Consider the following 12,583-nt stretch of genomic DNA (forward strand, 5'->3'; position numbering starts at 1 on the left):
CGGACGGATGGGTACAAGTTGGTAGTGTTGCTCACCTGGAAGGTGCTCCCTCGATATGGTCGGAATCTGCTGTGTGGTAACAACATTTTCCCACGTCAGGGGCACCTTTCAGCCCTTGAACACACCCCCGCCAGCAACTACCTCATGAAAGCCCGAGGTTAAGGCAGCGGACGGACTGCTTCTAATAGTGACGCCGAACCACCTTCAGCTAGCATCCGCGGCTCAAGTTGAGTGCCAAGCTCTGCGTCTGAATATTGGCTTCTGTGGGCTCCACCGGTGGTGCGGGTGAGCGCCATCGCCCGGTGATGCGATTGGTGTGGATCTCATCAATGGATCCTTTGACCGGATCGTCAGCAACGTCTGATGGTGGGCTGGTGGTGAGCAGATTCCAGCAAGGAATTCGCTTATCAAGCGGCGGGACCCTGTTCGTTCTCCGGTAGAAGGAACGCGAGCCGCTGTCGTGGCGCCCAGACATAGGTGTCATCGCAGCGATAGCCTCGCAGCCAGGGCTGCCCGTCCACGATACGAAGGTAGAACCCCTTGGGATACTCGACGTCTTCGCTGACGGGCTCGGAGGCGATGTGGATCGCTCCGGTCGGGCCGCGGCCTGCGGATAGGACGGAATCCGGGGCGTTCGCCTGCCCCATGTTCGCCAACCGGAGGTAGGGTCCGGTCACCAAGGGACATAGATCAAGGCCCTGATTCCTTGCGGCAGCGAAGACGTGGGACTGAACACCCCCATGCTCGAAGCCGAGCTGGCCTACGGTGCGTTCCACGATCTGCAGCATTCGACCCACGGGGGCATCAAAGGCTGGGTGAGCGAGCAGCGTCTCCGCATGGGCATTGAGCTGCACGCCTGCATCATACAGTGCCTGGAGGGTCTCGGTTCGGGATTGCCCGCCGATCCGGACCACGAGGCCCTCAACCTTGGCTGTACCCATCATGAGTAGATTCTCCGCGACTGACACCGGGACAACGACCCGCTGCGGGTTGTGGCGATTCGGGGCATCCGATGCAGAGTCCTCGACGGCGGGGCGTAGGAAAGCTCTCCTTTGAACATCAGTTGCTGAGAGCGCGTCGCATGGCGGTCCGCGGCCACTCATCCAGTCCTATGGCGGTTTCATGGGCTCGGACGTGCCTCAGCCCTGGTGACAGTTGGCTCGCCGGAACGGCTTCGAAGCCCAGGCGTGCGTAGTAGGGAGCATTCCAGGGCACTTCGGTGAAGGTGGTCAGCGTCAGGGAGGAGAATCCTTGCAGTCCTGCCCATTCGGCGACGGCTTCTATGAGCTGGCGTCCCTTACCTTGGCCCGCATAACTCGGGTGTACCGAGACTTGCTCGATGTGGGGAACGCCGTCGAGGACCTCGAGGAGAAGATACGCCACGACCCGACCGAGATCATCAGTGTCGACCCATGCCCTGTCGCTGCGTTGGTAACCATGAAGAGCGTCAGCCGGCATCGGCTCAGCGTCCGCGATGGCTGCCATGCCGATGTCACGGAAGACGGCGTCGGCGGCACGCTCGATGCTCATCATCGACCTGATGTCGTCTTCCTGCGCTAAACGAATCATGCACTCATTAGAGCAAACAGCACCGCGGTGGACACTTCACTGCTTCGTGAATATGCCGACGATGGGCCGCCCGAGGGATCATGGACACCCCCCACGCGGTACCCGCAAAAGAGGTCTTCAGCACAGACAGAGATGTCAGGTGGCGTTTGGGTCGCGTTGACGGAGTCAGGACGAAGCTGATCTTCCTTTCATCTCGATCCCTTCACAGCCCGGTTAGCTCGCTGCCAGTGTTTTTATCCAGAAGCGAAGATCGCCTTCGTCGTTCACCCCATCAGCGATTCCTCCGTGACGGCGCATCACCGTCAGCGAGGCGGTGTTTTCAGGAGCGATGGTCAGGAGTGCATTTTCGATGCCCAGGGCGGAACACTTCACGAGGGCGTCTTGAAGCATTCGGGTGGCATGTCCTTGACGTTGCCAAGGGTAGACAACGTGATATCCGATGTGGCCGCCGCCTTCGTCGCTAGTCAGTTGGTGCCGGATGACGAGGGAGCCGATGTAGTACTCACCTGAGGTGAACCAGAACAGCTCAGACGGAACGCGCCACCTTTGTCGTACCCCTACCCTGTCTGCCACGAACGAATCGAAATCATGGCTCGCCCCGCGCAGCCATGTTGTGTCAGAGCCGCGGTGGAGCATGTCGGCCTGCTCGCCGACGAGATAGGACGTCTTGACCATCGTCGAGGGTTCAGACAGCGTCGGTGGTGTTGGCAGTGCGATCACGAAACACGACGCTACCGAAATAACCCCTCTTGAACGACTTCCCGGGATCCGGTCGCTTACCGTCCTCAGAGCACCGACTCGAGGGTTTTACAGACGACCGTCCACGAGACACTTCCGGTTGTAAGCGCCGAGGACGGCGTGTCGTGTTCCATGGCTCGTGTCCGAGAGCTACGTGCTGTTAGGCACGTTGGCGGTACAGTTTGGCTCATGGCAGCTGTTGGATACGCGCGGGTTTCTACGCGGGAGCAGAATCTGGATGGTCAGACCGATGCGCTCGAGGCGGCCGGGTGCGAGAAGGTCTTCATCGAACACGCCTCGGGTGTGCTGGCGAAGCGCCCGGCCCTGGATGATGCGCTGGAGTATCTGCGGTCTGGGGACGCTCTGGTCGTGACGAAGCTGGATCGGTTGGGCCGGTCGGTGCGGAACTTGAAGGAAGTCGCCGACGGGCTCGAGCGGCGTGGTATCGGGTTGAAGGCTTTGTCTCAGGGGATTGATACGACGACTCCGGGTGGGCGGTTGTTCTTCCATATGTTGGCGGCGATTGCTGAGTTCGAGCACGACCTGATCGTGGAGCGCACGAAGGACGGTTTGGCTGCGGCGAGGGCCCGGGGCCGGACGGGTGGGGGCCGGGTGAAGATGACGCCGAACAGGGCCCGGCAGGCTCGGGCGATGTATGACGAGAAGACGTACACGGTGCAGCAGATCGCCGAGACCTTCGGGGTCTCCAGGGGCACCATCTACCGGCACCTCGGCGACGACGCCCGGGCCTGAACCGCAGCGACGCGGTGAACGATTCCTCGAACGCCAGTGTCAGCGAAGCCAGCCCAACCACGTTCTGGTGCTTTTGTCTGTTCGTCCGTGGTGTCACGGCTGGGACTGTGGTGAGGTGCTCGGTGGGACTGAAGCATCACTTGAGGAAGCGTCCTGCTCGGGGAAGAAGAGCTCCTCGAGGGTGGTCCCGAAGGTCGCCGCTAAGCGGAAGGCCAAGGGCAGGGATGGATCGAAGCGTCCGCGCTCGATGGAGATGATGGTCTGACGCGAGACGCCGAGCTCGTCGGCGAGTCGTTGCTGGGACCAGGCCAGGGCCTGGCGAGATTCGCAGACAAGGTTCTGCATGTCAGCTTCGGTGTCGCTGGATCAGATAGCGAACCCCGACAGAGACGAAGGCCAGACAAACAACGCCGGCGAGCAGAAGTCCCGGATCGAGAGCGAACTTGTCTGGGATGAAAGAAAGGACTAGGGCGGTGATACCGGCCACGACCACGATGTCCCCCAGCGCGCCGGCTGCTGCCTTGTCGTACCAACCGAATTCCACGGACTCCTCCGGCCGTTCAGCAGCTCCCTTCATCGTCGACCGGTCGACCACGAGGATGTAGACAAGCAGCGTCGCCGGAAAGATGAAACACACCGCGAAGACCACTCCAATGACCAAGGGATTCGATTCCCCGATACGGAGCATGGCCGCCAGAAGACCCAGGAGAGCTGCGATCACCGTTCCACACGGCAGGGCGATCGCCATGGCCGGGAAACGGCCTCCGCCGAAGGTCGTGCGACCCCACGTCGTTCGTACGCTCTGATCGGTCATGACGCCTCCCCGGTATGTACATGTTGCTTTACATAGCAAAGTTTGCTTTACACGGTCTGCGGCGTCAAGGGCTCAGTCCGTACACACGTCAGGGAAGTAGTCGAGAGAACGATCAGGGGCTCCGCCCATACTCCTAATGTCGCGACACTGAGATGCATTTTGGCGACCGTTCTTGGGAAGGATCCCTTGACTGGGCATAATGCAAGGTTCGGTCGTGCGTCGGTGCTCCCCAGTAGCGGCGGGGGAGTAGTCGGACGGGTCGCGTCCCAGCAACGTGTCTTACGTGCAGTAGTCTCAGTAAAGCAGAAGTAGGCCTTTGATGAGCTGGTAGGGGAGTGATTGTGGGAAGTTTCGGATATGCACGGGTCAGCACGGTGGAGCAGAACGCCGATCTGCAACACGCGGCATTGAAAGCTGCAGGGTGTACGAGGATTTTCACCGACCACGGTGTCAGCGGGACGCGGGCGAGTCGTCCCGAGCTGGACAAGCTCCTCGACCATCTGCGGGAGGGGGATGAGGTGGTGGTGTGGAAACTGGACCGGCTTGGGCGCAACACCAGGAACTTGTTGGCGCTCATCGATGATCTCGAGCAGCGTGGTGTGCACTTTCGAAGCGTCACCGAGGGGATCAGTACGACCGGTCCGATGGGCAGGGCGATGCTGACGGTGATGTCGGCGTTCGCCCAGCTCGAGCGCGACCAACTCGCCGAGCGCACCAGGGCCGGCATGGCCATAGCCGCCGAACACGGCCGGAAGGCCGGTCGACGAGAGGTCACCGCCGAAGACGCGAAGGTCAAGCGCGCCCGGGACCTGAAGGCCCAGGGGCTGGCTCCGGCGGATATCGGGAAGATCATCGGGGTCAGTCGGGCGACGGTGTACCGGTATCTCAGCCTAGGAGTGGAGGAGATGTGGAGGGGCCAGGCGCCACATTTGGGGTATGTCGCGCCGGGAGCGGCCCGAAAGCAGCAACACCCAACTGGAAACTAGACCTTCATCAGTCCCGTTTGTGAGACAGAGGTACTAGTCAATCAGTGGGACGGTTCCTACGCCGTTACTGGGATACGGGGCTTAATCCGTAGGAAGAAGCTGAACCGTTGGCGCTGATTGACTAGTACTCATGACCACACTGCTGATCGTGCTGAACCTCCTGGCCTCCGTCATCTCTTTCAGCGCGATTGTCTGGGCTTGGCACAAGGCCCGCGCGAAGCTGCGAGACAGTGAGGCTCGATTTGATCATCTCAAAGAGTTCGGACAGAGCTATGGAGGGGAGCAGCTCACCTATGACGACGTGCAGCACTTACGCGAGCTGGTTAACAAAACTATCCATGGCCACATGCTCGATGGGCTCGGCCTACAAGTTGGGCTGGTAGGGCTAGGCATTGCCCTTGGAACGGCGGCAAACGTGCTGCCGTTGGTCACCTCTGGCTAGGAAGGGCTGGCGGTGACCTAACACCGCGCCCAAAACAGTGCCAACAACCGATCATTTTTGAGGCTGGAGCGAGGTCTTTCGGGGTGCAAGATGACCGTTGAAACACCGCCGAGGCATCATCATCTACGGACAGCACCGCCCACTCGTCGCTGCGCCACCAGACCCATACAATCGACACCACGAAGACCAGCACCGACACCGCCACGGACGTCCTCTCCCGCTGCGTCCTACCCGCCGACCGACCCCTCACTGCCACCTCGCTCACCGACGCTTCCCTGCGCGAAGTTGGACCTCGGCGTCTGGGTCCATGGGGGCCACTGTAGGTCCGGCCCGTAAGATCCCCACACGACTCCTCGTTGGCCTCAACGACGAGGCCGTCGATGGCGCCCTGCCCTGCCACTCGCCGCCGTGCACACGACTTCGAGAACCAGTGCAAAAGATTCGGGAACTGACGGTCGCGCACTGGTCCGTAGCCGACCCCATGACAGCACTCCTCGCCGCCCTCGACCGATTTCGCCTCAGCCTTGCGGAGGAGCGAGAGGGCTACCTCCGTGTGAAGCTGGCCCCCACGGAGGTACCGGATTAGCGCCCACCCAAGGACGATTCACGCGTATACAAATATAGCCGTCAAATTCCAACCTTTGTTGGTAGTAGTTACTTCCCTTCATGCTCAAAGATTGAATTACCGGCAAGGCAGAACAAAAGAAATAATCTAGCCGATTGCCGGACAGTATCAATCACTTCACCTATAAGGAGACCACCATGTTTACTGTCATCGCTCGACTCGGCAGCCTTGTCTGGAAGTACGGCGTCGCCGGAATCAACCGGGCCATCGCCTTCGCACGCAACAACCGGGCCCTCGTCGACCGCTGGGCTGCCCGCGCCGGCTACGCCTACGCCGTAGAGATGGTGCTGCGCGCCGTCGGGCTGCTCTGACACACCTCAGGCAGCCTGAACCATGAGTGCGCTGATCAGTCAGATCATCCGCTACTCGTGTCGTTACGGCACGCGCCGTATCGACTTCGTTCTCAGCTGAGTTCGGAACAACTGGTCCCGGGTCTGCGGATGGCTTAACGAGGGACACACCGTCCTGTAGATCATCGAGTCAATCCATCAAACCGCGGCACCTAGCCTCGGTGCCGGCACTGGAACTCCACACTCCAGTGCCGGCACCGAGGCTTCCGGTGTCGGCGGTGACAACCGACCCCGCACCTGACATATGGCCGACCTCCGACTTAAGGGGGAGGCAGGTTTAGACCGACGGTGGTGGGTAATTGCCGTCGGCTGGGACAGACTGAAGATAGACGCGGTAATTCACCTGCGGCCCGTTCACTACTTAGCTCGTCAGGAGACCGACCATGACCATTCACGGCACCACGGATCGATCCCTGGTCGCACCCGGAACCCACCGGCTGCCGACAAAGGTTCTGCGCTTATGGCACATCAACACCGTCCTGACCTGCCTTGTTTTGGGGGGGGTGATCGTCGGTATCGCCCGCTGGTGGGATCACCCGGTGGTCGGGGTGCTGTTCTGGCCGGTGGTGGGCCTGGTGGGCCTTGTCGGGGTGGCGGATCTGGTGTTCGGCAACCTGCTGCGCCACCGTCACTACAGCTACACGGTGACCGAACAGGAGGTGTACGTGGCCAAGGGATTGCTGATTCGCCACACCATGAACCTGGCCGTTCCTCAAATTCTGAGCATCCACGTCATCAGCGGTCCGCTGCAGCGCCTCTTCGGACTGGCCTCCGTACGATTCACCTGTGTGGTCGAGGGCGAGTCCCTGGGCCCGGTACCGGCGCACGAGGCTGAGCGCATCAAGCGCGTGGTCCTGACTGGCCTTGAGGGGCGCCGCCAGGAGTCGGCACTGACCAAGCAGAGCGTTCCGTCCAACCGCCTTGGCAACAATCCGGTGATGACGGACACGGTGGGGTCGGCATGAGCGCCTCGACCGTAGGCCGCAGGGACCCCGTCACGGAAACCGACCACCCCGACGCACTCGCCATCCCCCCTGTCTCCCATCTTGAGGATCACTGCGAGGACACGACGCTGACTGTGACAACCGACCGGTTCCGCAACAGTCCCCGGCTGGTTCTGGCCCGCTACCTCACCGATCTGCCCTCGCTAGCCATCGGCACCGTCGGCATGGTGGTGTGGCTCAGTACTTGGGTCCAACCGTGGCGCACGATCGGGCAGTTCCTCGTGGGCCTGGGCATCTTCATGATCGTCATGGGCCCCTGGATCCGGGTACTCACCGTACGCTACGCCGTGTCCAGTCAGGGTGTGCAGATGGATTCCGGGCTGTTGACTCGCCGATCGGAGTTCTTGCCGTGGGACCTGGTCAACTCCGTGGATGACCGCCGGCCCTGGTCCTACCGACTCTTCGGCCTCACCGAGGTGATCTGCGCACAAACCGGCGAGGATGGATCCCGCATTACCCTGGAGGCATTGGACGCCGAGCGACTGGCTCTGTTCCAGCGCTTCGCTGTCCATGCCGGGGCGACTGGGACGGAACAGGACAAGCCCTCACCCGCTCCTGTTCCGGGATTCTGCGCCAAGCCCACCGCAGAAACCGAAGGCGGCCCATCCAATTCTTCAGAAGGCACCGCTGCCACACCGGCGCCGACCCGCCCGCTCGGTGTCGGTGAGGCAACGGCCGGAGGCGAACGACTGGTCTACCGCACCCGGCTGGTCGATCTGGTGCTGTTGAGTTTGATCTACGGACAGGTGATCGTCTTAGTCCCGCCGCTGGCGTTCGGCCTGTTGGAGATCGCCGAGCTCCTCGGCCTGGCTCAAGTCCTTGAGGACGGCTTCATCACCGGCCTAGGTTCTTTACCCACCTTGGTGTTGATCGTCCTGGCCGTGTTGGGCATCGGCGTGGCCGCCACGGTGCTGAAGTATCACGACTTCACTGTGCACGCCCTGGCTGATGGCCGGCTGCGCATCCGGTACGGGCTGTTCTCCACCCACCAACGCATTATCAACCCGGCCGCCGTCCAAGGAGTGGTGTGGCAACGCAATGCCATGGAACAGCTCACCGGCCGGGTGCGCCTGTCAGTACTGACCCTGGACAGCTCATCGCAGCTGGGCGGCAACCTGGTGCTTCCCTCCCTCCCGCGGACCATGGCGGCCCTGCTGGTCCAGGACCACCTGCCCCGCTACCGCAGCAGCATCCAGCTGGTAACCGGCGGAGTCCGGCTCTTGGCCGGGAATCTGATCGCCGCCGTGGTGCTGGCCGGCGTCGTCGTGGGCACCTGGACGCTGAGCATCGAGGTGCTCGACTTCTCGAGAGGATGGTCCATCCCCATCTGCCTCCTGGCACTGGGACTGGCGACCTGGACTGGCCGGATCCTGCGGACTGGGATTAGCGCGGACGAGTCTGTGGGCCTGTTTGCCGCTCGGCGGGTACTGCTCTCCGAGCGCGTCACCGTGGTCCAGGCGGCCAGACTGCACGGCGTCACTGCACTCTTCGGGCCGTTCCGCAACCGTGACCGCCCCCGGGCCTGGCTGCCCACGGTGCACTACTTCTCGGGTTCCCCACGCCGCGTCACCGCCCTGCGGGCAACCAACCGGTCGTTAGCTGCGGTGCAGCACATGGTGCGACACGACTCGATCCCCCTGCGGGGCTGACCGGTCGATCCTGGTATGCGGCGATCGAGCGTCTCGAAGCTGTGCAGAGCCCCAAAGTCAGACGTGGCGCTGAGGAAAGCTCACCCGGACCACCCAGTCCCCGCCCTCGGGCCCATAGGACAGCGTCCCGTCGAACAACGCCACCCGTTCCTGCATCCCGATCATCCCGAATCCGGAAACAGGCAACGTGGTCCTAAGCCGTGCGGTCGGCAACTGATTCCGGACCGTCAAATTGATGGACTGGTCTTTAGTATGCACTGCGAAGCATGCCCTCGCCGGCGTCTGGGCGTGCTTGAGGATATTGGTTGTGCACTCCTGCAGTATCCGAATCAGGGTCAGCCGCAGGGACCGCGCCAGCCCCGGCGTTTCATGGACCTGATTCTCCACGATAAATCCAGCGGCCTGCAGACTTGCCGTGTACTCCTGTGCCCGTGTGGTCAGCGAGGCCGTCATGTCCTCATCATCGACTTCATAGACCCGGTCCGAACCGTGCAGCACAAAGAGCATGCGCCGAAGATCCAGCAGCGATTGCCGTGCGGCACCGCCGATGTTGCGCTGGGCCGCCGTCCGCACTTCCTCCTCACGGGCCATTTCCAGCACGGAGGACTGCATGGCGATGATGGTCAGCCCATGGGCGACTACGTCATGCAGCTCAGTCGCGATCCGCCGTCGCTCGACCTCCACCGCCTGCTGACCCAATGTCTCCTGCAGGGCCAGGTCCTGCTCGATGCGCGCCAGCCGCCTACTCTGTAACCGCAGGGCCCAGCCGATCAGCGCCCCCACCGCGACCAGGATGTCGGCTGCCGCCACGTTGACCGGGTGCAGGCCGGTGTAGATGGCGCTGCTCACCGACCATGTCAGATACATAATCGCGGCGAGGATACCGAAGGAACGGTTGACGGTCCGGGCGACCATCATGGCAATGAGGATCATGGCGACCGGGTAGGAGTTCGGGTCCCAGAACGGGATCGTCAGCATCGCCATCACGAAGGCGACCAGGGTACCCCAGGTGACCCTCAGCGAAACCAAAAGGACCACCAGGCTCACTGCGAGCCCCTCACCCAAGATCTTAGAGTCAGATTCCTCGACCGACAGGGCGACGGAAAGGGCCTCGATGAGGACATACACCAGCATCCCGAGCCAGACGGCGGTACGGAAGCGGGACGAGAGCGCAGGCGCCGACATCATCCGCCTCAGGCCTTCGACCAGCCCGCCGCGCTGCCCGGATCCGGTATGGCCCATAGTCCAGGTCATGACCCGATGCGGACGATCCCGGCCTGGGCCGCCCGCACCAATACCTGTACCCGGTCCCGCACCTGCCACTTCTCCAGAATCTTGCCCAGATGGGACTTGACGGTAGCCTCCGCCAAAAAGAGCGCCTCACCAATCTCGGCGTTCGACTTGCCCTCCGCCAGTTCGCGCACGACATCCAGCTCACGCGGAGTCAGATGCTCATGCTCAACCAGCGCCACCACACTGCGGGTCTGCTGATTACGGACCGTGTCGATGAGTTCATGCATGATGTGCGGTGAAAACACCGCGTCCCCCAACGAGACCTTGCGGATCCCCTCGATCACGTCCTCAGGGCGTGAGTCCTTGGCAATGTACCCCTGGACACCGGCCTGGAGGGCCGGCACCAGGTAGTGCTCAGAGGAAAAGGTGGTGATCGCCAACACCCGAACTGAGGGCCAGCGCTCGGTGATCACCCGGGTGGCCTCCACCCCGTCCATTTCGGGCATCTGAAGATCCATCAACACCACGTCCGGAGCGAGCTTCTGGACACCGGCTACCGCCTCGACGCCGTTCACCGCTGCGCCTACGAGCACCAAACCCTCGGCAGAGGACACAAAGTGCTCAAGAGCTCCTCTCATCAACAACTGGTCGTCCACGACCATGACCCGAATCACGAAGCCAACTATACGACCCGCTGGCCTCTCGGGGGCCTGAACGAGCATCCTCGGCCACTGCAATGCGAAAATGCGAACCATATCAGCCACCCTTGGCGTGGCGGTGAGATCCCTTCGGTGTCGTCTTCGGCTTCCACCGAAAGTCGCGTCGGACAGTGGCCCTAGGTCCGTGGTAACCGCAATGCCAATTCGCAGAGACTGAAGTCATCCACAGGGAATCGCGCCGGAGAAAAGTTCGGGCAGACAGGCCGCGATCCCCTGCACCGATCTGAGGGGAACACCTATGAAGAAGACCATCGTCCTGACCGCAGCCGCTTTGACTGCCGCTCTGACCCTGAGCGCCACCCCCGCCGCCGCCGCCGTCGCACAAAGCTCTAAGCCGACCCCAACGGTGCAATTGTCGGCCGTGGACGGCTCCAAGTATTCCGCTGGCGGCACTATCCAGCCGATGAACTGGGTGTGCCGGATAATCCCCTGCGGGCGCAGCTGACAAGGACTGTCCTGCGCTGAGATCCATCCGGCAGATGACCGAACCGCGGCGCTCCGTATACGTCATCGGGTGGGGGAGCAGGTCATGTTCCCCCACCCGATGTTCGACCGTTTGTCCCTGCAGAGGAGAACCCCGATGAGCCGGTGCACCACAGCCGTGCTTCCCGCGTTATTGATCGTCGACGGTATTTCTAAGCGCTACGGTCAACGTGGTGTGCGTGATATCTCCTTCACCATCTCCACGGGCACCGTGCTCGCACTGGTGGGCCCACCCGGATCCGGCAAAACCACGATTGTGCGTATGATCGCCGGCATCACCCGCCCCGACTCGGGCAGCATCACAGTGGACGGTAAGCCCTTCGCTACCGTTACCGCACCGGCGCACACGATGGGACTGTTCCTCTCGGCTGCGTTGATCCCGAAAGACCTCCCGGCCCTGTCGTACCTTCAGTACGTGGCCCAAACCCAGGGCATCGACCGGGCCCGCTGCACCGCCGTGCTTCACCAGGTTGGGCTCACCCCCAGGGAGGGCCGGCATCAGGTCCAAGCGTTGCCGTGGGCCCAGCGCCATCGATTGGGTATCGCCGCCGCCCTGCTGGCCCGCCCCCGGCTGCTCGTGCTCGATGATCCCGTCCCGAATCTGTTCAAAGCGGGGACCGAGTGGGTGACCAGCCTAATCCATAGCTTGGCCGAGGATGGTGTAGGCATTTTGATTTCGTCCCGTCAAGAGCACGTGCTTTGTCCCGTGGCAGACCACCTCGTCGCCCTCGATGACGGCGTCGTCATCACACAGGGCCCTTCAGGTGATTACCCTGGAGCACCTTCCTAACTCAGTGACCGCAGCTAACTATGAACAACTCATCTCAAGGACGGCGGCGCCGCATCTACATTGATCACCTCATCGCTGCCGGTGCCCATCCACAGCGATTCCCAACGGTGGTACGTGCCGAACTGACCCGGTTGTCCCACCAACGCCAGGTCCGACGCGGACTGACGATTGCCGTGCTCAGCGGACTTGCTACCGGCTTGTGCACACTGTGGGCAGACGCCGGTAGCTCGGCCGATGTCCCCGAGTTCCTGGCCGACCTCACAGCACCGCCCGAAGTTTTCGGACAGGTCGCTGTTTCGTCTGGACGTGCCCTAGCTGTTCTTCCCACGGACGTTGTGTACGCGGTCGATGGGTGATTTGCCTTTGATGCCGGTATGGGGTCTGTGGTGATTGTAGTCGTGGATCCAGGCTTGGTAGGTGTCGGCTCG

16 protein-coding genes are annotated in these 12,583 nt (G+C 62.1%); 8 read left to right on the top strand and 8 right to left on the bottom strand.

From position 1 onward, the window contains the following. Window positions 1-407: 407 nt before the first annotated feature. From E8P82_RS14610 to E8P82_RS14620, 3 genes are all read right to left on the bottom strand, one after another. A complete protein-coding gene (locus E8P82_RS14610; protein ID WP_136455783.1) occupies window positions 408-944 on the bottom strand; it encodes a hypothetical protein in 537 nt (178 codons plus the stop codon). A gap of 115 nt (window positions 945-1,059) precedes the next feature. Then, complete coding sequence (locus E8P82_RS14615) at window positions 1,060-1,569, bottom strand: GNAT family N-acetyltransferase (protein WP_136455784.1); 510 nt, start codon at window positions 1,567-1,569, stop codon at window positions 1,060-1,062. A 213-nt stretch (window positions 1,570-1,782) separates the two neighbouring features. Continuing rightward, entirely contained in the window at window positions 1,783-2,289 is a 507-nt protein-coding gene (locus E8P82_RS14620; RefSeq protein WP_136455785.1) for a GNAT family N-acetyltransferase, read from the bottom strand. Between the two features lie 207 nt (window positions 2,290-2,496). On the opposite strand from E8P82_RS14620, the gene E8P82_RS14625 reads away from it, so the two are divergent. Further along, window positions 2,497-3,060, top strand: coding sequence for a recombinase family protein (locus E8P82_RS14625; protein ID WP_136455786.1), 564 nt, complete (start codon window positions 2,497-2,499; stop codon window positions 3,058-3,060). Between the two features lie 93 nt (window positions 3,061-3,153). Here the strand turns inward: E8P82_RS14625 and E8P82_RS14630 are convergent, their stop codons facing one another. Both E8P82_RS14630 and E8P82_RS14635 read right to left on the bottom strand, forming a co-directional pair. Beyond that, window positions 3,154-3,405 (bottom strand): helix-turn-helix transcriptional regulator, encoded by a 252-nt coding sequence (locus E8P82_RS14630; RefSeq protein WP_136455787.1) that lies wholly within the window; start codon window positions 3,403-3,405, stop codon window positions 3,154-3,156. Between the two features lies 1 nt (window position 3,406). Further along, the gene (locus E8P82_RS14635) at window positions 3,407-3,808 is read right to left on the bottom strand and encodes a hypothetical protein (RefSeq protein WP_136455788.1); all 402 of its coding nucleotides are present in this window, start codon (window positions 3,806-3,808) and stop codon (window positions 3,407-3,409) included. A 407-nt stretch (window positions 3,809-4,215) separates the two neighbouring features. Here E8P82_RS14635 and E8P82_RS14640 point away from each other — a divergent pair, with 407 nt between their 5' ends. The 5 genes from E8P82_RS14640 (at window position 4,216) to E8P82_RS14655 (ending at window position 8,930) form a co-directional block, all read left to right on the top strand. Then, window positions 4,216-4,860, top strand: coding sequence for a recombinase family protein (locus E8P82_RS14640; protein ID WP_246021468.1), 645 nt, complete (start codon window positions 4,216-4,218; stop codon window positions 4,858-4,860). A 130-nt stretch (window positions 4,861-4,990) separates the two neighbouring features. Next, window positions 4,991-5,302, top strand: coding sequence for a hypothetical protein (locus tag E8P82_RS14645; protein WP_136455789.1), 312 nt, complete (start codon window positions 4,991-4,993; stop codon window positions 5,300-5,302). A gap of 762 nt (window positions 5,303-6,064) precedes the next feature. Continuing rightward, window positions 6,065-6,238 carry a hypothetical protein gene (locus E8P82_RS15090; RefSeq protein WP_168796587.1) on the top strand — a complete coding sequence of 58 codons (174 nt, stop codon included), beginning with the start codon at window positions 6,065-6,067 and terminating at the stop codon, window positions 6,236-6,238. 422 nt (window positions 6,239-6,660) lie between these two features. After that, on the top strand, window positions 6,661-7,242 hold the full coding sequence (locus E8P82_RS14650; RefSeq protein ID WP_136455790.1) for a PH domain-containing protein: 582 nt from the start codon (window positions 6,661-6,663) through the stop codon (window positions 7,240-7,242). Further along, the gene (locus tag E8P82_RS14655) at window positions 7,239-8,930 is read left to right on the top strand and encodes a PH domain-containing protein (protein ID WP_136455791.1); all 1,692 of its coding nucleotides are present in this window, start codon (window positions 7,239-7,241) and stop codon (window positions 8,928-8,930) included. Before E8P82_RS14650 ends, E8P82_RS14655 begins: the two co-directional genes overlap by 4 nt. 57 nt (window positions 8,931-8,987) lie before the next feature. On the opposite strand, the gene E8P82_RS14660 is transcribed toward E8P82_RS14655, so the two are convergent. Continuing rightward, window positions 8,988-10,184, bottom strand: coding sequence for a sensor histidine kinase (locus E8P82_RS14660; protein WP_136455792.1), 1,197 nt, complete (start codon window positions 10,182-10,184; stop codon window positions 8,988-8,990). Beyond that, complete coding sequence (locus E8P82_RS14665) at window positions 10,181-10,825, bottom strand: response regulator (protein ID WP_168796588.1); 645 nt, start codon at window positions 10,823-10,825, stop codon at window positions 10,181-10,183. Before E8P82_RS14665 ends, E8P82_RS14660 begins: the two co-directional genes overlap by 4 nt. A gap of 295 nt (window positions 10,826-11,120) precedes the next feature. On the opposite strand from E8P82_RS14665, the gene E8P82_RS14670 reads away from it, so the two are divergent. Together E8P82_RS14670 and E8P82_RS14675 are read left to right on the top strand one after the other, a co-directional pair. Then, window positions 11,121-11,327 (top strand): hypothetical protein, encoded by a 207-nt coding sequence (locus tag E8P82_RS14670; RefSeq protein WP_136455794.1) that lies wholly within the window; start codon window positions 11,121-11,123, stop codon window positions 11,325-11,327. A gap of 84 nt (window positions 11,328-11,411) precedes the next feature. Beyond that, the gene (locus tag E8P82_RS14675; protein WP_136455795.1) at window positions 11,412-12,155 is read left to right on the top strand and encodes an ATP-binding cassette domain-containing protein; all 744 of its coding nucleotides are present in this window, start codon (window positions 11,412-11,414) and stop codon (window positions 12,153-12,155) included. A 311-nt stretch (window positions 12,156-12,466) separates the two neighbouring features. Here the strand turns inward: E8P82_RS14675 and E8P82_RS14680 are convergent. Continuing rightward, window positions 12,467-12,583: integrase core domain-containing protein (locus E8P82_RS14680; protein WP_136455796.1), on the bottom strand; the 117-nt coding region annotated here is incomplete at its 5' end.

Origin of the sequence: Arthrobacter echini (genome assembly GCF_004803505.1) — a bacterium.
Classification (GTDB): Bacteria; Actinomycetota; Actinomycetes; order Actinomycetales; family Micrococcaceae; genus Arthrobacter_D; species Arthrobacter_D echini.